Origin of the sequence: Nocardia sp. NPDC049707 (genome assembly GCF_040674855.1) — a bacterium.
Taxonomy (GTDB): domain Bacteria; phylum Actinomycetota; class Actinomycetes; order Mycobacteriales; family Mycobacteriaceae; genus Nocardia.
This window is the reverse complement of sequence record NZ_JBFANN010000053.1, coordinates 15,588-37,003: the sequence shown is the minus strand read 5'-3', so window position 1 is coordinate 37,003 and position 21,416 is coordinate 15,588. Positions and strand designations below refer to the sequence as shown.

The 21,416-nt window shown below is 67.3% G+C and carries 21 protein-coding genes; 7 read left to right on the top strand and 14 right to left on the bottom strand.

The window, feature by feature from the left end; translation table 11 throughout:
- Positions 1–91 precede the first annotated feature (91 nt).
- The 11 genes from AB0J29_RS32180 to AB0J29_RS32130 form a co-directional block, all read right to left on the bottom strand.
- Positions 92–280 (bottom strand): hypothetical protein, encoded by a 189-nt coding sequence (locus tag AB0J29_RS32180; protein WP_364794293.1) that lies wholly within the window; start codon positions 278–280, stop codon positions 92–94.
- A gap of 179 nt (positions 281–459) precedes the next feature.
- Positions 460–2,871, bottom strand: coding sequence for a response regulator (locus AB0J29_RS32175; RefSeq protein WP_364794292.1), 2,412 nt, complete (start codon positions 2,869–2,871; stop codon positions 460–462).
- A gap of 211 nt (positions 2,872–3,082) precedes the next feature.
- On the bottom strand, positions 3,083–3,649 hold the full coding sequence (locus tag AB0J29_RS32170) for a V-type ATP synthase subunit D (RefSeq protein WP_364794291.1): 567 nt from the start codon (positions 3,647–3,649) through the stop codon (positions 3,083–3,085).
- Between the two features lie 45 nt (positions 3,650–3,694).
- Positions 3,695–5,101 carry a V-type ATP synthase subunit B gene (locus AB0J29_RS32165; RefSeq protein WP_364794290.1) on the bottom strand — a complete coding sequence of 469 codons (1,407 nt, stop codon included), beginning with the start codon at positions 5,099–5,101 and terminating at the stop codon, positions 3,695–3,697.
- Complete coding sequence (locus AB0J29_RS32160) at positions 5,098–6,903, bottom strand: V-type ATP synthase subunit A (protein WP_364794289.1); 1,806 nt, start codon at positions 6,901–6,903, stop codon at positions 5,098–5,100. The genes AB0J29_RS32165 and AB0J29_RS32160 overlap by 4 nt, the downstream gene beginning before the upstream one ends.
- Positions 6,900–7,424, bottom strand: coding sequence for a V-type ATP synthase subunit E family protein (locus tag AB0J29_RS32155; RefSeq protein ID WP_364794288.1), 525 nt, complete (start codon positions 7,422–7,424; stop codon positions 6,900–6,902). Before AB0J29_RS32155 ends, AB0J29_RS32160 begins: the two co-directional genes overlap by 4 nt.
- Complete coding sequence (locus AB0J29_RS32150; protein WP_364794287.1) at positions 7,421–7,639, bottom strand: V-type ATP synthase subunit F; 219 nt, start codon at positions 7,637–7,639, stop codon at positions 7,421–7,423. The genes AB0J29_RS32155 and AB0J29_RS32150 overlap by 4 nt, the downstream gene beginning before the upstream one ends.
- Before the next feature lies 1 nt (position 7,640).
- Entirely contained in the window at positions 7,641–8,063 is a 423-nt protein-coding gene (locus AB0J29_RS32145) for an ATP synthase subunit C (RefSeq protein WP_364794286.1), read from the bottom strand.
- Entirely contained in the window at positions 8,060–9,376 is a 1,317-nt protein-coding gene (locus tag AB0J29_RS32140; RefSeq protein ID WP_364794285.1) for a V-type ATPase 116kDa subunit family protein, read from the bottom strand. The genes AB0J29_RS32145 and AB0J29_RS32140 overlap by 4 nt, the downstream gene beginning before the upstream one ends.
- Positions 9,363–10,286 (bottom strand): hypothetical protein, encoded by a 924-nt coding sequence (locus tag AB0J29_RS32135; RefSeq protein ID WP_364794284.1) that lies wholly within the window; start codon positions 10,284–10,286, stop codon positions 9,363–9,365. The genes AB0J29_RS32140 and AB0J29_RS32135 overlap by 14 nt, the downstream gene beginning before the upstream one ends.
- A 97-nt stretch (positions 10,287–10,383) precedes the next feature.
- Positions 10,384–10,833 carry a hypothetical protein gene (locus tag AB0J29_RS32130; RefSeq protein WP_364794283.1) on the bottom strand — a complete coding sequence of 150 codons (450 nt, stop codon included), beginning with the start codon at positions 10,831–10,833 and terminating at the stop codon, positions 10,384–10,386.
- Between the two features lie 980 nt (positions 10,834–11,813).
- Here AB0J29_RS32130 and AB0J29_RS32125 point away from each other — a divergent pair.
- The 7 genes from AB0J29_RS32125 to AB0J29_RS32095 all read left to right on the top strand — a co-directional run bounded on the left by AB0J29_RS32125 (position 11,814) and on the right by AB0J29_RS32095 (position 17,432).
- Positions 11,814–13,025, top strand: a complete 1,212-nt coding sequence (locus AB0J29_RS32125) for a 4Fe-4S dicluster domain-containing protein (protein WP_364794282.1) — start codon at positions 11,814–11,816, stop codon at positions 13,023–13,025.
- A complete protein-coding gene (locus AB0J29_RS32120) occupies positions 13,012–13,521 on the top strand; it encodes a cyclic nucleotide-binding domain-containing protein (protein ID WP_364794281.1) in 510 nt (169 codons plus the stop codon). Before AB0J29_RS32125 ends, AB0J29_RS32120 begins: the two co-directional genes overlap by 14 nt.
- A 95-nt stretch (positions 13,522–13,616) precedes the next feature.
- Positions 13,617–14,426: an FAD/NAD(P)-binding protein gene (locus tag AB0J29_RS32115; RefSeq protein ID WP_364794301.1), complete on the top strand. Its 810-nt coding sequence runs from the start codon at positions 13,617–13,619 to the stop codon at positions 14,424–14,426.
- The gene (locus tag AB0J29_RS32110) at positions 14,426–15,199 is read left to right on the top strand and encodes an oxidoreductase (protein WP_364794280.1); all 774 of its coding nucleotides are present in this window, start codon (positions 14,426–14,428) and stop codon (positions 15,197–15,199) included. The genes AB0J29_RS32115 and AB0J29_RS32110 overlap by 1 nt, the downstream gene beginning before the upstream one ends.
- Complete coding sequence (locus AB0J29_RS32105; protein WP_364794279.1) at positions 15,183–16,475, top strand: Ni/Fe hydrogenase subunit alpha; 1,293 nt, start codon at positions 15,183–15,185, stop codon at positions 16,473–16,475. Before AB0J29_RS32110 ends, AB0J29_RS32105 begins: the two co-directional genes overlap by 17 nt.
- Entirely contained in the window at positions 16,472–17,029 is a 558-nt protein-coding gene (locus AB0J29_RS32100) for a hydrogenase maturation protease (RefSeq protein WP_364794278.1), read from the top strand. The genes AB0J29_RS32105 and AB0J29_RS32100 overlap by 4 nt, the downstream gene beginning before the upstream one ends.
- A 139-nt stretch (positions 17,030–17,168) precedes the next feature.
- Positions 17,169–17,432 carry a hypothetical protein gene (locus AB0J29_RS32095; RefSeq protein WP_364794277.1) on the top strand — a complete coding sequence of 88 codons (264 nt, stop codon included), beginning with the start codon at positions 17,169–17,171 and terminating at the stop codon, positions 17,430–17,432.
- Between the two features lie 49 nt (positions 17,433–17,481).
- Here the strand turns inward: AB0J29_RS32095 and ppsA are convergent, their stop codons facing one another.
- The 3 genes from ppsA to AB0J29_RS32080 form a co-directional block, all read right to left on the bottom strand.
- Entirely contained in the window at positions 17,482–19,770 is a 2,289-nt protein-coding gene (gene ppsA, locus AB0J29_RS32090; RefSeq protein WP_364794300.1) for a phosphoenolpyruvate synthase, read from the bottom strand.
- Positions 19,771–19,896: 126 nt separating this feature from the next.
- Complete coding sequence (locus tag AB0J29_RS32085; protein WP_364794276.1) at positions 19,897–20,451, bottom strand: flavodoxin domain-containing protein; 555 nt, start codon at positions 20,449–20,451, stop codon at positions 19,897–19,899.
- A 148-nt stretch (positions 20,452–20,599) separates the two neighbouring features.
- Positions 20,600–21,265 carry a DUF2267 domain-containing protein gene (locus AB0J29_RS32080; protein ID WP_364794275.1) on the bottom strand — a complete coding sequence of 222 codons (666 nt, stop codon included), beginning with the start codon at positions 21,263–21,265 and terminating at the stop codon, positions 20,600–20,602.
- Positions 21,266–21,416 lie beyond the last annotated feature (151 nt).

Sequence of the window (21,416 nt, the reverse complement as noted above, 5' to 3'; positions counted from 1 at the left end):
ACCTGCGGAAACGATCACAACGATACGTCCGGGCCGCGGCGGCGCACAGAGCCGAACCGACGCTTCCCGAGTGACCTTCGACCGTTGGTGATCACCTGCGAACGCCGCCGCGTCGCAGCGGTGCGCCGCCGAGCAGCAGCACGGCGAGTCCGAAAGCGACACAGATCGGCTGCAACCAGCTGAATTCGCGAATAACAATGAGCTGCACCATGATCCAGCCGACGAGGTCGAGCACCCCAGTGATCAGGCCGAGCGCGCCAGCGACCACCCAGGTCGCCACGAGGCCGGACAGCAGGCCAGTACGGCCCGGCGGGCACCGAGTCCGCGGACATACTTGGCGATCATGTGTCGAGCCGACCACCCCGGACAGGGGCCGACGGCCCATAAGGTGGGATGGAAGTCGTGAAGGCCGCGGTCCTGGCCTCCTGGTCGGCGGATTGTTCCTGGCTTTCGGCTGCCTCACGCGGTGCTCTCCCCGCAATCCGCCGAGTCTCGCGGCGGTGCCGTTACCGTCCAGGTCCAGACGTGCTGGTTCGGCGCGGGCGATGTGGTGGTCAACGCGACTGAATAGGTGGGTAGTTTCGCGGCGAGCACCGCGAACTCGTCGGAGGTGGGCTCGGAAGCCACTGGTAGGCTTGCCGTTTCGCGTACGCTGATGCGCAAGTCGCTATCCGCGATGACGGTGACCTGGATTTCGTGGGCCACTTCGCGTGCGATGATCGTGGTCAGGATCGCACTCAGGGCCGACAGGCTGACATCGACAACTGCCGCCTCGACCCGGTCGGCGGGACCGTCGAAGGTGACCTCGGATACCACCCCCAACACCTCGGCCGCATCGCCGACCATATCTTGCACCTGCACCCGGAAACCGTCCGGCACCCCGGTTTCGGTTTCGAGTCCGGCGACGGTCGTGCGGATCTGCGCCATCACGGCATCGAGTTCGGCGATGGTCCCGTCGATGCGGGACGCCACGGCAGCCACACGCGCAAGCGGACGAACCGCACCCATTTTCAAACTGATATCGAACAGACGGCGCAGCACGGTCTTGTGCAGTTCTCGAGCGATACGCTCGCGTTCGTCGATCAATCGCACGGCCCGCACCTGCTCTTCGGCTCGTCGTAACCGCACCAGATTGTCGACGCGCGCACGGAGTTCGGCGACATCGAATGGCTTCTGGAGGTAGTCGTTGGCTCCGGCGTGCACCAATTCCAGTCGCGACTGGTCATCGGCGCGGGCGCTGATGATGAGTATCGGAGTATTCGCCAGATCAGGGTCGGAACGCACTCGACCCAGCAGCTCATCTCCGCTCATCCGCGGCATCATGATGTCGCACACGATCAGCTCCGGCCTACTGGCCTTCGCCAGTTCCAGCCCGGATTCTCCATCGAAGGCCGAGGCCACCTGGTAATTGTCCGAAAGTGATTCGCGGACAAGCTTGTTCAGGTCGGGATTGTCCTCGATCACCAGGATCGAGGACAGCTGGCCGGTACTCGGGGGCGGTCGGCTCGCCGCGGATACGTGCGTGTCGCCAACCGAGGTTGCCACCGCGGCGAGCACATTCGCCGCAGCGCCGGCTGTGTGCGCCGGCGCCCCGGTCCCGAGCACGGGCGTACCTGCCGGCGCGGCGCGCGGTATCTCGACGACGATGAGAGCGCCGCCCTCTGGTGCGTCGGCGATCGTGACGGCACCTCTGTGCAGCTGGGCCAGGTCTCGGACAATGCTCAGCCCCAGCCCGGTGCCACCCACCAACCGACTCGCACCACCATCGACCTGACGAAATCGCTCGAATACAGCATCGCGCTGGGCGACCGGTATGCCGGGTCCGCTATCGGCGATCTCGACAACGATACGGTCTTCGACACCACGAATCGTGCACCGGACGCTGCCGCCGTCCGAGGTGAACTTGAAGGCATTCGACAGCAGATTGACCAGAATCCGCTGTACGTGCTCCGGATCGACGTCGGCCCACACCGGCTGGTCCGCTGCCTCGACCCGGAACTCGATTCTCCGGTCCAGGGCGATCGTTTCGAAGAATGCCGCGGAAAGCCGCACCAAATCGACCACGTCGACACGGGCATATTCCAGCCGCAGCGCACCCGCCTCGAGCTGTGCGGCATCGAGCAAATCGTTGACCTGGCCGAGGAGCACCTGTGCGTTGCGCACGATCACCTCGAGGTCGTCATGTGACGGTTCATCGAGTGCGGCGTGCTCGAGCAACTTTCGCGCGGGTGCCAGGATGAGCATCAGCTGTGTGCGCAACTCGTGGCTGACATTGGCGAAGAATTGGCTCTTGAGGTCGTCGAGTTCCTTTGCTCGCGCATACATATGTGCGAGTTCGGCATTGGCTTCCTTGAGTTGGCGACTCGTCTCGGCCACCTCGCGAGCCCTCGCGAATACCTCCTGCTCCATTTGCCGCGCTGACGCGCGCAGCACCGAGCTTTCCTCCTGTTGCGCCGCGCCCGCGGCCTGTAACCGCATGAATTCCGTGACGTCTTCGACCCGATGGATGATGTATAGCAGCCGACCTGTTTCGTCGAGCACCGGCGAGTTGGTGGGACTCCAGAACCGCTGTTCGAATGAACCGTCGCGGCGGCGAATATCGTAGCGTTGTACGGGCATGGCATCGGCGATGCGATCGTGCACGACCCGTTCGAGGGATACACGCAGATTGCGCACACCCTCGGCTTCCGGGTCGTTCGGATCGTCCGGAAAGACGTCGAAAATTTCTCGGCCGAGGATATCCCGCCGTTCGGTCATCGTGGCCTGCACATATGCGTCGGTTACCGCGATAATCCGCAAAGAAGGGTCGAGCGCCAGATAAAGACCCGGTGCCGCCTCGAACAGGGCACGATAGTCGACAACCTCGTCCACAGCGGCATTACCCCGATTCGCGATGGGAAACGACGTACTTGGTACCGATGCGCCGTTGCAATCTTCCCATTCAAAATAACCTGCGCGAAAGACCTACACCGTATGTCCGACCGTCGTGGATACCGTCTGAACATCGGATCAGCCAATCGGTCGATCGCCGGCTTCCGGCGGAGGTCCTGTGGTGTCGAGTGGCATCGGTACCAGTGCCCGGCTATCTTTGCGCCACCCATCTGAGTCGAATGGTTTCGGCGTGTTCCTGTTCGTCGAGCTCGAGTTCCACTCGCCGGAGTTCGGTGCGCAGGGTGGGTATCCGGCGGCGGCGCAGGCCCTGCGCCCGTATTCGTGTCGCGGTGAGCTCGTCCTCGAGGGCGCGGACCGCCGCGACCGCCACGGCATGCTGTGCGGCGGCGGTTACGGCCGACCGGTACGCGGTCCGTGCGTGCGCCACGGCGGCGCTGTCGATGATCGCGGTGTCGTCGGGGCACGAAGGCAGTCGGCATTCGACGGTGCTGGGGTAGCTGATGCCGGTGCTGGTGGCGTTGCTGATGGTGATGTCGGCACCGCCGCTCGGCATGGCGTGCGACAGCGACAGTTGGCCGCCGAGCAGATTCGCGCACAGGAGCCGGTCTTGCGCCCGGATGCAGGACGCCTGCCAAACGTCGCGGGTCGCGTCGGCGCGGGCCTGTCCGCGCTCGAGTTCCTGTTCCAAGATGTGCCGCTTCTGCTCGAGCAGTGACAGTCCGCGCTCGGCGACCGCGAGCCGATCCCGAAGCCACATCCGGCCCGCCCTTCCCGGGGGTATTCGCAATGCCGCCAACCTGATTCACCTGGCCTCGTCGACCCGGGGCGGATGGTATCTCGCGATCAGTTCATCGGGCAGCATCGCGAGGGAGCCGCGGGGCAGCCGGTCGAGCACGCGCCAAGTTCGCTCGAGTGTCGATTCGAGATCGCGGACCTCATCGAGGCGTTGATCGACGAGGTCGGCGGCGAAGGCATTCGCGAGATCGAGGTGGGCGCGGTCGGTCGCGGTCAACGTATCGGCGCCGATCAGGTCGACCAGATCGCGGACCTGGCGGGCCCTGGCCAAGGTCGCCAGCAGTTGGGTCGCCAGCGGCAGATGGTCGGCACGAGTGCGTCCTGGGCCGGCACCGTGTCGCATCAGCCGCGACAGCGAGGACAGCACGTCGACAGGCGGATACACCCCGCGGGCATGCATATCGCCGGACAGCATGATCTGGCCTTCGGTGATGTAGCCGGTGAGATCCGGTACCGGGTGGGTGATATCGCCGCCGGGCATGGTCACGACCGGCACAAGGGTAATCGAACCCGGCTGGCCGGAAATCCGTCCACACCGTTCATACACCGTGGCCAGATCGCTGTAGAGGTAGCCGGGATAGGCACGGCGGGCCGGGATTTCGCGGCGCGCGGCCGAGACCTCCCGCAACGCTTCGGCATAGCTGGTCATATCGTCGAGCACGACGAGCACGTGTCGGCCGCCATCGTCGCCGAATGCGAGGTGTTCGGCGATCGTCAAGGCCAACCGCGGAGTCAACAGTCGCTCGATCACCGGGTCGTCGGCCAGATTGCGTAGCAGCACCAATTCGCCTGCGGCACTGCGCTCATCGAGCACCTCGGCGACATAGGCGGCATCGGTGTGGGTGAGACCCATGCCCGCGAAAACCACGTTGAACGGCTCGCCGCCAACCGTTGCCTGTGCCGCGATCTGGCAGGCCAGTTCGAGGTGCGGCAGGCCGGGCAGTGAGAACACCGGTAGTTTCTGGCCGCGTACCAGGGTGGTGAGCGCGTCTATGACCGAGATACCGGTCAGCACCGGGTCCGCCGGCGGGTCACGGCGGATCGGGTTCAGCGGCGCACCCGATACGGCCATCGGCTTTCCGGTGATCGGCGGGCCGCCGTCAACCGGCTCGCCGCGGCCGTTGCAGACGCGGCCGAGCCAACCGTCACCCACCGGGATTCGCAACGGCGCGCCGGTGAATTCGATCCGCAGGTGGTCGGGGTCGATACCCGCCGTACCCTCCAGCACCTCGACCACGGCGACGTCGCGGTCCACCTCGAGCACCAGGCCGTGCCGGAGCGTGCCGTCATCGAGCTCGAGTACGACGAATTCGTCCCAGCCCACCTCCGCGACGCCCGCTACCACGGCGAGCGGTCCGCGCAATTCACGTGCTTCGGTGTAATGGATCCAGCGGATCCCGCTGTCGTGGTTCATTTCCGCACCCCGGCCGATATTTCGTCCAGTTGAGCCAGCGTACTGTCGCGGATGCGGCGAGCGGCATCGCCATCGTAGGGTCCGGACGCTTCCCTGGCCCTGATGAGTGGCCCGAAATCCAGCTCCTCGATCAGTCCGGGGGGCGCACCGGCCTCGACCACCGCCAGACACTGGTCGATCACCGCAAGCACGGCGTCCACCAGGGCCGCGGTCTTCTCCGCCGAGCAGTAGGCGTCGTTGTCCGAGAGCGAGTTCTGCTGCAGGACCGCTTCGCGCAGCAGCTGTCCGGCCAGCAGCAGCATGCGTTCGGGTGCGGGCAGCGCGGCCACCCCGACCAGCTCGGTCAGCGCGGTGAGCCGATCGGATTCGGCGAGGAGATCGAACACTCGGCCGCGCCGCTGCCGCCACTCGGCGTCACCGGCGGCCGCGTGGGCCGCGCCGATCGCCTCGGCATCACGGGAGAAGGATCCCGACCAGGAAACCGCGGGATAGTTTCTGGCGTAGGCCAATTCGTGATCGAGCGTCCAACGGCAGCGAACGAACCGCTCGGTGTGCGCGGTAACCGGTTCGGAAAGGTCACCGCCCGGTGGGGAGATCGCACCGATCACGCTGACCGACCCGGGCCGCCCGCTCAGCGTCGTGACCGCGCCCGCGCGCTCGTAGAAAGCCGCGAGCGCCGAGGCCAGATCGGCCGGATAGCCCTCCTCCGCGGGCAGGTCCCCGGTTCGGGATGCGAACTCCCGCAAGGCTTCCGCCCATCGCGACGTGGAATCCGCGATTACTACGACGTCATAGCCCATATCCCGGAAGTATTCGGCCACCGCGACCCCGGTGTAGATGGACGCCTCCCGCGCCATCATCGGCATATTCGAGGTGTTGGCGATCGTCACGGTACGTTCGACCAACCGGCCCCCGGTGCGCGGGTCGGTGAGCGTGGCCATCTCGGCGATGATGTCGGCCATTTCGTTGCCGCGCTCACCGCAGCCGACGTAGACGATCACGTCGGCGTCGCACCACTTCGCCAGCTGTTGCAGCAATACCGTTTTGCCGGTGCCGAATCCGCCGGGGACACCCGCCGTGGCGCCCTTGGCCAACGGGAAGAGCAGGTCCAGCACCCGCTGGCCGGTGTGCAGCGGTTCGACAGCCGAGCGGCGGCTGAGGTAGGGGGGTTCGAGCCGGATCGGACGATCCGCCGCGATCGTGATCGGCGTGCCCGCGACGGTGGCCACCGGCGCATCATCGCGATAGCGACCCACGGCCGCGATTCCGGTGACCGATCCGGCGATCCCCGTCGGTACCAGGACCCGATATTCGACTGGACCGGAGTCGGTGACCACCCCAACCGTAGCGCCTGCGTGCACCTCGGTGCCGAGCTCGACGGTCGGGCGGAATGTCCACTGCCGCCCGTCTTCCCACCGATAAGTACCAGGGCCGAGCCACGTCGGTGCGTTCGACAGCGGTCGCAGCAACCCGTCGAAGACTCCGCCGAGCAGTCCCGGCGTCAGCCGTGCGGACAATGGTCGCCGCAGCGGCAGCACCGGATCGCCGGGGCCGAGTCCGCCGGTGTCCTCGTAGGCTTGGACAGTCAGCACGCCGTCGCGGATCGCGACCACTTCTCCCAGAATCGCATTCTCCCCGAGCGTCACCATTTCGTTCATGGCGACGCCGGTGCAGCCGGTTACCTCGAGTAGTGGTCCGGCGACTCGCAGAATCGTTGTGTCCGTGGTGGTTTCCGCCGCTACCGGCGTCGGACCGGTGCGTGCGGCGCGGTCGACGGCAAGCGCGTCACCGGCGGTGTTCATTCCCACAGACCGCCGATCTCCGGTTCGACGCGCTCGAAGGCGCGAGTCGCGATCGTGGTCAGGCGGAGGTCGACCAGTCGGTGATCGGCCGTGCCGAGGATCCCGCCATCGGGAGTCTCGGTGATGACCGCGGTGGGACCGAGCAATGCGATCGCCCGCTCGCGCAGCCCGTCTCGTACGCTGGGGTAGCCCGGCTGATTTCGGATCTTCAGCACCGCAGCGGTCGCCTCGGCGCGCAACTGTTCGTACATGTCCCGTTGGGCGGCAAGGATTTTCGCCCGTTGGGCGCGGTGCACCCGAGCTTGTTCGGCGGCCGATTCGGTTTCCGCGCGCCGTCTTCCGGTGTCCCGGGCGCGCGCGATGAGGTCATCGGCGGCGTCCTGTGCGCACGCGATGCTTCGGCCCGCCTCCGTCCGCGCCTGTTCGAGGGTCCGGTCGGCGTCGGCGTGCGCGCGACGCAACAGCGCCTCGCCCGTCGTCACCAGCGCCTCGTGGGCTCGATCGATGTCCATCGTGGTCATATCGGCATCACCACCGTCAGTGGCATCTCGCGGGCCAGCTCGTCACCGAGGTGGGCAGCCGCTGCGGCCGTCAGGATGACGAGACCGGTTGTCCGCACGAGTGATTCCCAGGCTCGCCGGACCTCGTCGGCGCCCTCGGCGGGCAACAGATCGACCCCGGCCAGGGCGTAGCCTTCGATGAGCGCGGGCTCGCCGATGGCGACGATCGCGCTCATCTCACGCCTTCCCGATCAGGATGACAGCGACGATGAGTCCGTAGATCGCGATGCCCTCGGCCAGACCGACGATCACCATCGCCCGGCCGAACAGCTCGGGCCGCTCGCTCAACGCCGCCAGTGCCGCGGCCCCGGTGTAGGCGACGGCGATCGCGGCTCCGATCGATGAACCAGCCACCGCGATGGCCGCGCCGAGCAGCGCCGCCCAGCTGGCGGATGACGCGTCCTGACCGGCGGCCAGGGTTTCGGCCGACGCGGGCCCCGAAAGCATGGTCGTGATGAGTACCGCCACGCTGGCGGCCAGCACCACCAAACTGGCGGTCAAGGCCAGTCGCCGTGCGAGCTTGTCGCGCCGACGCAGCAACATTGAGCTGGCGACGCTGGCGACGGCAAGTACCGGCAGGGCCACGATCCAGATCGTCATGAGGCACGCTCCGAGGAATGAGTGGGAACCCGCGGGGGCGGGGGAGAGGGAAGCGACAATGGACGGAAGGGGCGTCCTTCATCGATGAAAAGCCGGGAAAACAGTTCGTAGTAGGCCAACCGCAGCGCCTGCACACCCGCTATCAGGGTTTCCAGCGCGAATGCCACCACATTTCCGAGCGTGAAAATGACCACGGCGGCGACGATTCCGAGACCGCCCGCGCCGACGCAGGCAGTGGTGGCCTGCCAGATGACCGCGCCGAGCGCTGCGTGGGTGAGCCCGAATGCCGCCAGGCGGGCGAATGAAACGACGTTCGACCCGAGCCGCACCACTAGGTCGAATGCGCCCACCCCGGTCTGTGCGGCACCCGTTGCTCCGCCACCGGATTCGGCGAACAAGCCGATCACCGCCAGCGAAAGCCCGGCCACGGCCAACGCCGCACCGGCCGACAACAACGGCATGACCCCGCTCAGGGCTCCGGCGACCACTGCGGCGATGCCGAGAAATACTGTGGCACCGGCGATCCCGGAGGACGCGTACAGTGCCGTGCGCAGGCCGCCCTCGCGCCACCGGTTGACGGTGCCCAGACCATAGGCGACGCCGAGCAGTGCCGCACCGACCGCGACCGCCGCGCCGAGGAGCCGCATCGGATCCGTCAGCGGCGCCAGCCACACCACCGGCAGCACACCGGTCGGACCGAAGAACTCTCCGTAGAGGACACCGAATACCGTTGCCGCGACACCCCCGCCGGCAAGGAAGGGCCACATCCGCCGTACGCCGGCGAGCCGCCGCGGTCGACCGGAGCGCAGCAATGCCGCCGCCGCGATCAGCAGCAACCCGTGGCCCGCGTCGCCGAACATCATTCCGAACATCGCCACATAGGCGATGCCGGCCGGAATCGTGGGGTCGAGGTCACGATAGGGCACCACCCCGTAGGTGCCGACCAGCGGCGCGAAGGCACGTCCCAGTCGCGTCGCCCCGCCCAGCGTGGTCGGCGGGTCGATACCGGGCGGGGACGGCAGGGTGACCACCGCCGCATCGAGCACCGTCAAGTGCCGGATGAGCGCGGCCAGATCGGACGAGGGACACCAACCAGCTACTGCCGCAACATCATTGCGCCGCACCGCGGCGGAGGCGAGTCGCTCGAGACGCGCAGCGGTATCGTCGGTGGCCGGGGTGTCGGTGACCGGGTCGTCTAGTTGCACCAACCCCGTTTCCGCCACCGCCAGCAGTACCTCGGGCACCTCGTCGGCCGGTGCGACGACCGCAACACGATGCATCCGCACCGGTGTCAACGCGTCAGACCAGCGCATCGTAGACCTCCGGCGAGGTAGCGCCCGTGGCCGCGAATTGTATTGTGGCCCTTGCCTTCCAGGCGTCAAACGACAGCGCGGCCACCGCGCCGATCGTCGCGGCGGGGCCGAATCCGGGCCTGCGCAGCAGTTCCAGCCCCTCCTGCTCGACCTGCGACCACCACCGGAATTCGGCACGCCACAGCTGGTCGAGTTCGGTGAGATCCGCGGTCACCCAGCGTGCGCGCGCGGGCAGCGCAGCCTGGAACGCATCCCAGTCCCGTGCTCGGATTGCTGCTCGACCGAGGAGTTTCGTCGCGGTGTCGGCCGCCTGCCTGGTCAGGGGCCGGTGGTCGAGCAGTTGGTGCCGGGCAACCAGTAGTGCCGCATCGCCCACGGCCCACCGCGCCGCTTCCGGTACCGCCGTCGCGATTCGATGCGCCGATGTCAGGCGGATACCGGTCGCAATGTCGGCAGGTGTGTCCGAACCGGGATCACCCCAAACCGACCCGGCCAATACCGAACGCAACTCGGCGAGCGAATCGGTGCGCCGGACCCGAGACCACGCGACACTCAGCGCGCCGAGTTCGAATACCGGCACCGGCGTCGCACCCGCCAGCATGCGGGCATGAGCGACGATATCCGCGATGTCGAATCCGCCCGCCAGTGTTCGCACGATGGCGACGCCGCTCCTCGGCTGCCAGCCGGCCAGCACACGCAGCTGCCACAGCAGGTTCGCCCCGAGCCGATATTCGGTCTCCGCGAGCGCCTGGCCGGCGACAATGCCAGGCTGATGAACGGTTTCGCCGAGTAAGCGTTGTGCGGCGACCAGCGAACCCGATAGCGCCAGTTCACGTGCCCGCCTTGCTCCGAGACGTCGCTTCAACATCCCGCGCGCGCGAACGTTGCCCGCCACCCATCCCGCACTCATGGCCGCGCCTCGCTGACGCTTGGCCGCGCCGCACACGAAGCCGCACCATGGGCCTCGTTCACTCGCCGCCGCTCGGCTGTGTCCATTGTTCGCTCGCTCACGGCGCCGCCTCACCTGGACCCGGCGTTGGTGTTGTGCCCTCGGTCAACTCCGCGAGCAGTGCATGTGCCCGCAGCACGACTCGATCGACGTAGCCGGGAATCCGCTCAGCCGCGCGTGCCCGCAGTTCGTTCACCGCCGCCGCATCATCCGGGACCGCGCGCATCCGCGCCTGGGCGTACGCGTCGGCTTCGACAGCGTCGATCCGGGCTCGGGCCTCTTCGTCGATCTTTCTGGCCCGCTCAGCGCCATCTTGCCGAATCCGGAGCCCCGACGCCGCGGCATCTGCCCGAATCCGCTCAGCCTCGGCCTGCACGTCATCGAGTACCGCGAGCACCGGCAACAGTTCGGCCGCCACATCGGCGCCCCGATCCACCGGCACCCCGGCCCCCGCCCCTGGCGCACCGGCCGGGCGGAAACGTTCGAGAAAGTCTCGCCACTGCGGCATCGGCCCACCTTTCGTTCGCACCAGCAGCGGATGGCCGCCATACCTGCCCGCCGCAGGCGTATAGGGCCTACATTGCCCGCCCGCCGCGCCGGATTACTACGGCCTGATGTCTGTGGCAGGTGGTCTGAAGGGGCGCACCGTCAGGGACTTTCGACCCTTGGAGTGCTCTGTGGACACCCTGCGTCGTGGGGAGATGCGCATGGATGATCGACCGTGTACGAATCGACCGAGACGATGATGCGGGCGGCCGGCGTCGACGTGTGCTGACGCACCGGGCTCGAGGTTCATGGCCTCGTGCAGGGGCCGGATTCCGTCCGTTCGCCCATCGGCTCGCCGACGATGTCGGATCGAGCGGCGCTGCGCGTATTCGAACTGTGCCCGGCTTGTTCGCGCGAGTACCACGACCCCGCAAATCGATGATTCCACGCCGAGCCGACCGGCCGCCCGGCCAGCGGACCTGTTGGCGTGGCACGCTGACAACGAAATGTACAGTGCGGCAGGAGAAGACGCACTGTGAGCGGCCATGTGCGGTAATCGCCGCGGGCGGCATCGTCGCGATGAAGGGCATCGGTGGCAATCAGCTGGTGTGCGATGTCGGAAACGACGTGGTCGTGGCCCGGCTCCGGAAACCAGGCCGCGCCCGGCCGAACCGCGCGCGGTCATGGTGGCCGATATCGCCTGGCCCCGCTGCACATGGCCAATGTTGTCTGGTCGCGTTCGTCGCCGCAGCCGCCGCCGAACCGGCGCCGCCGCGATGCGGTCGGTGCCCGCTGGTATGCAGAACAGGGTGATCGGCCGGGTCACCGCGCGCACGCTGATCGGCGCGGGCCGCATCGTGGTCATGATCGTCGGCGCACAGTTTCCTCGCATCTGTTAGGGCATTGGCCTGCTGTAGGAAGGACCTTCGCCCCTCGTCGCCGGTATCGCGCCCGACAAGACTCGAATGCAGAACTCCGTGCCCCTACCGAAACGAGGCCCCGATGATGTCCGGCGATACCGAGGTGATCGACCGCGCCGGTCTCGACCGTCTGGTGGACGTGCTGCGTGATAACGGGTATCGAGTAATCGGGCCCCAGCTGCGTGACAGCGCGATCGTGCTGGACGAACTGGACTCCGGGACGCAGCTACCCGGCGGTTGGGGAGTCGAAACCGCACCCGGCCGATACCGGGTGTACCGCCGCGCCGACGCTGCCGTATTCGCGCATTCGGCCGGACCGGGGTCGTGGAAGCAGTTCCTGCTTCCACCGCGGCGCAAGGTATGGGAGACCGGGCCGGACCTGAATCCGCGACCGGCCGAGCAGGTTCCGGTCCGGATGGCATTTCTCGGCGTCCGCGGCTGCGATCTCGCCGCCATCTCGGTGCTCGGGCGCGTGCTGGGCGGCGGCGCCCATCCCGACCCCGCGTACGTCGGACCGTCCGGAACGCGGGCGGCCGGGCCCGCCGACACCGCGGTGCCGGGTGCGGAGCCCCGGGATGACCGTGGCCTACCCGGCGCCGACCAGACGCCCTTCATCGTCGCGGTGAACTGTACCGAGCCGGGCGGCGTGTGCTTCTGCGCATCGATGGGCACCGGTCCGGGGGTGGCGCCGGGATACGACCTCGCCCTCACCGAGCGCCTCGATGCGGACGGTCACCGGTTCCTTGTCGATATCGGCAGCGAGGTCGGCGCCCGAATTCTCGCCCAAGTCACCACTCGTCCGGCCGATGCGACGGAGGTTTCCGAGGCGCGCGCTGCGGTATCGGCGGCCGCGGGCCGGATGGGCCGCACCATGCCGGATACCGATATCCGCACCCTGGTCCGCGATTCCCGGGAGTCGCCGCACTGGCAGGATGTCGCGAGCCGCTGCCTGGCCTGTGCCAACTGCACCATGGTGTGCCCCACCTGCTTCTGCACCAGCACCGAGGATGTCACCGACCTCACCGGCGAACACGCCGAACGCTGGGAGCGGTGGGCGTCCTGCTTCGAACTGGACTTCTCCTATCAGCACGGGGGCAGCGTGCGGCAGTCCGGCGCGGGCCGGTACCGGCAGTGGCTCAGCCATAAACTGGGCACCTGGTACGACCAGTTCGGCAGTTCGGGATGCGTCGGGTGTGGGCGGTGCATCGCCTGGTGCCCGGCCGGTATCGATCTGACCGCCGAGGTCGCCCGGCTCGCCGAACTCGCCGCAGGTGTCGGCGATGACCACGGTTGACGAGTTGTCCGAGTTCGCCCAGCTGGGTTCATTGAGCCGGGCGGAACTGACCGCGCTGGCCGCGACCGGACGCGAGGTGTCCTATCCGCGTGGACACCGACTTTTCGTGGAAGGCCAACCGGCGCAACGATGCTGGCTGATCCGCCGGGGACGGATCCTGCTGGACTCGCCGGTTCCGGGGCGCGGCGATATCGTCGTGCAGACCCTCGGCAGCGGTGATCTACTCGGTTGGTCCTGGTTGGTGCCGCCCTACCGCTGGCACTTCGGCGCGGTGGCGGGTGAACCGGTGGATGCGATCGAGTTCGATGCGGCGGCACTGATCGAATTGGCCGACGCGGACCCGAAATTCGGGCATGCGCTGACCTTGATGCTGTTCGAAGCCTTACTCGATCGGCTGCAGGCCACCCGGGCCCGACTGCTCGATCTCTACCACAATCCCGCCGAAGCGTGCGCCGACTACGCATGCCGCATAGGCGCCGGGCGGGGTGAAACATGAATCAAGCATCGTGTAGCGATTTCATGGGGGTTGGTGGTCGGGCGACGGGTGGACGCGTCGACGCGCTGGCCCGCCCGACACCGGACGGCGAGGCGATGCTGCCGTACCGGGTTACCCACCGCACCCAGCAGACACGGGACACGGTGACACTGCGGCTGGAACCGGTTGATGTTGCGGCGCAACGCTTTCAGGCCGGTCAGTTCATGATGCTGTACAGCTTCGGTGTCGGTGAGGTCGCGATGTCGGTCAGCGGAGATCCGGCTGCGAACAGCGATGTGCTGGAACACACGATCCGCGCGGTCGGCGCGGTCAGCGGGGCGTTGCACGACACCGGAATCGGCGGTGTGATCGGCGTGCGCGGGCCCTTCGGCGTCGGTTGGGATCTGGCGTCGGCGGCCGGGAACGACCTGGTCATCGTCGGTGGCGGGGTTGGGCTCGCACCATTGCGCCCAGTGGTCCTCGGCGCGCTCGCGGCCCGTGCGGACTACCGGCGCGTCATTCTCGTCACCGGCGCGCGCACGCCGTCGAACATCCTGTTCGGGCGCGAGCAGAACGATTGGGAGGCCACAGGTTCGGTCGAACTCCACCAGACCGTCGACCATCCCGAGCCCGGCTGGTCGGGGCGGATCGGTTTCGTGACCGAGCCACTTGCACAACTGCGGCTGGAACCGGGCCGCACCACCGCGTTCCTCTGCGGGCCGGAACCGATGATGCGATTCTGTGCGCAGACCCTGTTACGCAAGGGAATTACCGCGACCGACATCAGGGTGTCGCTGGAGCGCAATATGCAATGTGGCGTCGCGCGATGCGGTCACTGCCAACTCGGTCCATTGCTGGTCTGTCAAGACGGCCCGGTCGTCGACTACGCGGTGGCCGGACCATTGCTATCTATCCGGGAGTTGTGATGGCTACCCCGACCCTCGCGGTATGGAAATTCGCCTCATGCGATGGCTGTCAGCTGACGCTATTGGACTGTGAGGACGAACTGCTGACCCTGGCGGGCCGGATCCACATCACGCATTTCACCGAGGCGTCCAGCGCGGTCGAGCCGGGACCCTACGATGTGTCGCTGGTGGAGGGGTCGATCACCACCACCGAGGACGTGCGCCGGATCGCCGATATCCGTGCGCAATCCCGGATTCTGGTGACAATCGGCGCGTGCGCGACGCACGGCGGGATCCAGGCGCTGCGCAATTTCGCCGATATCGCCGAATTCACCTCGGTGGTCTACGCCAGCCCGGAGTATATTTCGACACTCGCCACCTCGACCCCGATCTCGGCGCATGTTCCGGTCGATTTCGAACTGCGCGGCTGCCCGATCGACCGCCGCCAGTTACTCGAAACCCTCGGTGCTTTCCTGGCCGGTCGCGCACCCGATATTCCGAACACCAGCGTCTGCACCGAATGCAAACGCCGCGGCACCACCTGTGTGTCGGTCGCCGACGGTATCCCGTGTCTGGGACCGGTCACGCAGGCCGGATGTGGTGCGGTGTGCCCGGCCTACCACCGCGGCTGCTTCGGCTGCTTCGGACCGATGGCGAATCCCAATATCGGTGCGCTACTTCCCATCCTGCGCATCAACGGCATGGACCAGCCCGATATCGACCGGGTTTTCACGACATTCGCGGCGGCGGCACCGGCCTTCGCGGACAGGAGCCGCGATGAGTCACCGCAGTAGGCAATTGAAGGTCAGTTCGCTGGCCCGGGTGGAAGGCGAAGGCGCGCTGCGGGTCGTCATCGCGGACGGGGTAGTCGAGCGCGCGGAGCTGAATATCTACGAGCCACCCCGGTTCTTCGAGGCATTCCTGCGTGGCCGCGCCTACACCGAGCCGCCCGATATCACCGCCCGCATCTGCGGCATCTGCCCGGTGGCCTACCAGACCAGCGCGTGCAGCGCGATCGAGCAGGTCTGCGGCATCCGGTTGGACGAACCGCTGGCCAACCTGCGGCGGCTGCTGTACTGCGGTGAGTGGATCTCCAGCCACACCCTGCACATGCACCTGCTGCACATTCCCGATTTCCTCGGCTATCCGGATGCGATCACCCTCGCCGCGGACCACCGTGAGCTCGTCGAGCAGGGCTTGGCCTTGAAGAAGGCCGGGAATATGCTGCTCGAGCTCATCGGCGGTAGGCCGATCCACCCGATCAATGTCCGGGTCGGCGGCTTCTATTCGGTTCCCGATCGCGGCGATTTCGCGCGGGTGGCCGAACAATTGCGCCGCGCACAGGACTATGCCGTGCACACCGCTCGTTGGGCCGCGGCCTTCGACTTTCCCGAAGTCGAACTCGACCACGTACTCCTGGCCACCACCGAACCGGACCGATACGCCATCGAAGGTGGCGACGTACATACCACCGACGGTCTCCACTTTCCCGCAGCCGAATTCCTGGCGCACGTCGTCGAGCAGCAAGTACCGCATTCCACCGCACTGCACGCCCGGCTGGACGGCAAACAGTATTTGACCGGACCACTAGCCAGATACACGCTAAATTCCCAGCAGCTCTCGCCGACCGCTCGGCAAGTCGCGGCGGAAATCGGGCTCGGCGCGCAATGCCGTAACCCGTTTCGCAGTATCTTGGTTCGCGCCGTGGAGGTCGTCTACGCCGTCGACGAGGCGCTGCGGCTGATCCAAGGCTACGAACGCCCGGCCCGCCCCGCCGTAGCCACCGAAGCCCGTGCGGGCGTCGGTCACGGTGTCAGCGAAGCGCCACGCGGGTTGCTCTACCACCGATACGAGGTCGACGCCGACGGGATCGTCCGTGCCGCCACCATCGTTCCGCCGACCTCCCAGAACCAGGCCGCCATCGAGGACGATCTGCGCCGCGTCGTGGCGGCCAACCTCGACCTCGACGACACCGCGCTCACCACGCTGTGCGAGCGCACCATTCGCAACTATGACCCATGCATTTCCTGTGCCGCGCACTTCCTCGAGATCAATGTGGTGCGCCGGTGAGTGGGGTGCGCGCGATTGTCATCGGCGTCGGCAACGAATTCCGCAGCGACGACGCAATCGGTCCAGCGGTGGCCACCGCCATCGCGGAACTGGGATTGCCGGGCGTGTCGGTGACCGTGTGTGACGGCGAGCCGGCCGGCTTGCTGGATGTGTGGACGGATGTGGAACTCGCGATCGTGGTCGATGCGGTGCTGTGCGAACCGTGCACTCCTGGCCGCATCTGGCGCACCACCGTCGATGCGCTGCGCGGGGTCTCCCGGGCCGCCAGCTCACATGCTCTCGGCATCCCGGACGCTCTGCCCCTGGGCCGAGCCCTTGGCCGCCTGCCCGGCGAACTCGTTGTTATCGCCGTCGAAGCGGCCGGCCTCGATCTCGGCGTCGGCATGTCCGAACCGGTCGCGGCCGCGGTGCCGCAGGTGGTCGACGCCGTGCTGACGGAGCTGGCTCGACTGGGCATCACGACCGGGCAGGTCGGCACCGCTCGCCCGCCCGCTCAGGCTGGGAGTCCTGTCCGGGATCATGGGAGCACCCCGCGCCCGGCAGGAAACTCCTGATCAAAGGCTGTACATGGATGCTTGCGGTTATCTCTAGGGCCGATCGGCCCTCGAATCCAGGGACCGGTGGCCCTGCCCGGATGTGACCACCCGGCAATACCGTTGGGAACAACGTGATCCACGAGCAAGGCAGCCGCACATGACATCGGTGAGATCCGAGCACACCACCGCCGACGACGTCGAACCGACCGATGCGGTCGAGCACCTCCGCCACGACTTTCCCGCCGTTCCGGCCGAAGCACTGTCTGCCGCGGTCAGCGGTGCCGAGCGCGAGCTGAACGGTGTGCCGCCCGAATGGCTGCCCGAACTCGCCGAACGATTGGCGTGGTGGCGGATCAGCACGGCCAACGGGGCCGCACATTCATGGACTCCGGATTTGTCCTCTAACGGCTCGGCGAGGTGATCGGCGTAGCGTGATCTGACCACGGCGGCGCATGATCCGGCCGGGTGGGTCAGTCTCGACCAGCCGAGCGGGCGTGCTCGAGTAGCAGGCGGCGTTCGGCGGCGGCGACGGCTCGGCGGGCCGTGCGGACCGCGTCGGGGGTGACCGAGATCGAGGTGATTCCGAGGCGGACGAGGTGTTCGGCGAATTCTGGGTGGTTGGATGGCGCCTGACCGCACAGCGATGAGGTGATGCCGAGCCGGCGGGCGGTGGTGACGATGCGGGCAATAGCGTCCAGGACGGCAGGGTCGGATTCGTCGAAGAGTTCGGCGCATTCTTCGGAGTCCCGGTCCACACCCAGCATGAGCTGGGTGAGGTCGTTGCTACCGATGGAGACACCGTCGATGCCGAGGCCGACGTATTCGGGGAGCCAGTGCATGACGGAGGGAACCTCGGCCATGACCCAGCGGTGCAGGCCGCGCTGGCGACCGAGGGGGCTCGCGTCGACGAGCTCGAGACACGCCACCAGTTCCCAGCGGGTGCGGACGAAGGGGATCATCAAGTGCAGGTTGGGGGTGCGCTCCCGAACCTGGGCCAAAGCGGCCAGTTCCAGTGCGAACATTTCCGGTTCGCGGATGTAGCGGTAGGCGCCGCGGTAGCCGATCATCGGATTGTGTTCCACCGGTTCATATCTGGCGCCACCGGTGAGGGCGCGGAATTCATTGGTACGGAAGTCGGTGGCGCGGTAGATGACTGGGCGCGGCTGGAATGCCGTAGTGATGCGGTGCAGCGATTCGGCCATGCGCTCGACGAAGAGGTGTTCCTCGCCGCGCGCGATCAGATCGCGGGGGTGTCGCCCGCCGAGCGCCTGGGTCAGCAGGGTTTCCGCGCGCAGTAGGCCCACGCCGTCGACGTCGGCGGCGGCGACGCGTTCGGCTGCTTCAGGAAGTCCGAGGTTGACATAGATCCGGGTTGCCGTGGCTTCGGCGCCGCCGGTCGCCGTGACGGGCGCGGTGGTTGTCGGTCTCGATTTCGGTTGTCCGGCACGGACTTCGCCCGCCGAACCGTCCACAGTGACCACGGTGCCGTCGATGAGTGTGCTGGTCGCGGTGCGCGTGCCGACCACGCACGGAACACCGAGTTCGCGGGCGACGATGGCGGCGTGACAGGTCATTCCGCCGCTGTCGGTGACCACCGCAGCCGCGCGAGTGAGGGTGGGCAGCCAGTCCGGGTTGGTCATCGGCGCGACGAGCACCTCGCCGTCGCGCAACGACTGCCCCTGCACAGGCGAGGAAAGATTGCGCACGGCCCCGGTCGCGCTGCCCGGTGCGGCGGCGAGCCCGCGCACCAGCAGCTGCAGCTGCGTGGGCATCGGGCCAGCGACGCGATGTTGGGCCGGACCGTTGGGCAGCGTCGTGATCGGGCGGGCCTGTACCAGCCAGAGATCGTTATCGTCGAAGGCCCATTCGACATCCTGGGGCTTGCCGCCGTGGTGCTCCTGTACAGCCAGCGCGAGGCGGGCGACGGCCAACGCCTGCTGTTCGTCCAGTACCGGTCCCTCGGCTTCGGAACCGGTCAATTCCACCCGACGATCCCCGTCGGGTCCCGCAACGATCGCGAAGCTCTGATGGCCGACGCGGGTTTCGAGCAGGGTCGGGCCGGCCGCGTCGAACAGGTAGGTATCGGGTTCGGTCGCACCGGAGACGACTACCTCGCCCTGACCGCGGGCGGCGTCGATCACGATCCGGTCCCTGCGTCCGGTCGCGGGGTCGGCGGTGAATGTCACGCCGGATCGCCGTGCGGTCACCATGCGCTGCACCACGACTGCCATGACCGGACGCTGACGCATGCCACGCCGCGCCCGATAGGTCACCACTCGTGGCGTGAACAGGGAAGCCCAGCAGTCGATGACCGCAGCGAGCAGTTGCGCGTCGCCGCGCACATTGGTGCGGGAGATGTTCATGCCCGCGAACGAGGATGTCGCGCTGTCCTCGCCGACGGCGGAGGAGCGCACGGCGACGGGAACCTGATCGCCGAGTGCGTGATACGCGGTCAGGATGGTGTCGCGAATGCCGCCGTCCAGGACGGCCTTGTATACGAGTTCGCGCATGCGGCGACACAATTCGGCCACCCGCGGGGTGTCGGCGCTCGACGCGAGTGCCGCACTGTGCAGGCGATCCAGCTCAGCGCCGTCGGGACCGTCCGAGATCACTTGCTCATAGCAGGCCCGCAGGATCACGAAACCCGGCGGCACCGGCAGCTTCGCCGACACCAGCTCGCCCAGGTTCGCACCCTTGCCACCGGCTCGATCCGTATCGTCGAGCCGCAGATCGTCGAATCCGGCCACATAGTCGCCCATCTCGGCTCCCGTCACTTTCGATGTCTCGAGATGTCTTTGTTCTCACCGTGTCCGGTCCGGCGGCGACGGCTATGGCCGAAGGTCCCGGCGTTGGACCCGCCGGACGGCGATCAGGCTCGGCTCCGGTTACGGGACAACGGTGTTCGACTGTGCCGCGGGCAGACCGAGTGATCGCGCGATGCTCGTGGACCAGGCGCGGATGGCGGCCCAGTCGCGCAGATCGCCGTAGCGGCCACCACCCATCAAGCGGTACAGGATTCTGGCTTTCAGCGAGACGCCGACGTGTTCGTAGTGTCCGGAGAACGCCTGGTAGTCCCGCGGCGATATCGAGTCGCGCAGCGCGGCGATCTTCTTCGGCACGATCCGGCCGATACGGCTTCCGATGGGCCCGCCGAGTGCGGGGCCAAGGCCGACGCTGAAAAGCCAGACGTTCTTGTTCCGCAATGCCTCGCGGTGCGTTCGCACGAAGGTGACGCCCGCGGGCAGGAAGTCCATATCGTGGATCGCGCTACCGAGCACGACGGTGTCGAAGTGGGACAGCTCTGGTGCGTGCTCGGCGTCACTCAGTTCCACTTCGGCGCCCTGATCCTTTAGTTCGGCGGCGATGAACTCCGCGATATCGCGGGTCGATCCCATTTCGGTCGCGTATACGACCGCGATGCGAGGTGCCTTCGATTCCATACCCTCAGCGTCGCGTAGGAGCCGGACCGGTGGTCAGAGCCGTGATGCCCGTTGGTCGGGGACCAACGTCCCCATTCAGTCTGGGTCATTCGCTGGCCGATATGGATGCGGCGGCCGGACCGGCAGGCCGAGTGCGCCGCGCAAGATGTCAGCGCGCCTGTGCGGCGGTGTGCACCGGTCCCTCGGTGAGCAGAATCCGGTGTGCCTCCTGGGCCGCGGCGGCTGTTCGGTTCGCATTCGAGGCGTCGATGGGCAGCCGCTCGAGACCGTGGGCGAGTGCGGCGACCGCATCGCCGAGCGCGCGAACCCGATTCTCCAAGGCGGTGAACCGATCGATCGGCGGATCCTCGCCGTGGGACAGCTGCGCCGATGGGGCGTCCGCAATGGGTGTTCGCCCGCCGCACAGCACCCCGTAGAGGTGCATCGGCAGTACCGCGAACACTCGGTTCAGCTGACCCGGGGCGAACAGATCCGACAGCGCGGCGGTGACGGCGCCCGCGACCGGTCCGACCTCGTCCGGATCGATGTCGGCCGCCCTGGCGAACTGGGTGACGAATTCGGAACGGCCATGGCGCACCGGCACGTGTCCCGGCACCCAGCCCTCGTAGTAGACGCCGCGCAGGATCTCCGGCAGTTGCGCGCTGAGATGAGCGGAACCGGTAACGCTGATCCGGTCGCGGATGGTGTGCATCCAGGCCCGCAACACTCGATAGGCGAAGGCGCGGTCGTCGGTGTCGAGCCCGTCCGCGACGGCGCGCACCCATGCCCGGGCGGTGTGCACGGCGGATGCGAAGGGATCATCGGAATGTGACATGGTGTGCTCCTCGGTGTTCACCTGGTGCGAGTCGGGATTGCCTACCGCCCAGCCTGCGATGTCGGCGAGCCGGGTCCAAGGGGCGAAAGTTGCCGCGATGTGGGGCGATGGTCACGGTATCGGCCCCCGAACGGCCCCAAGCATCATCTCC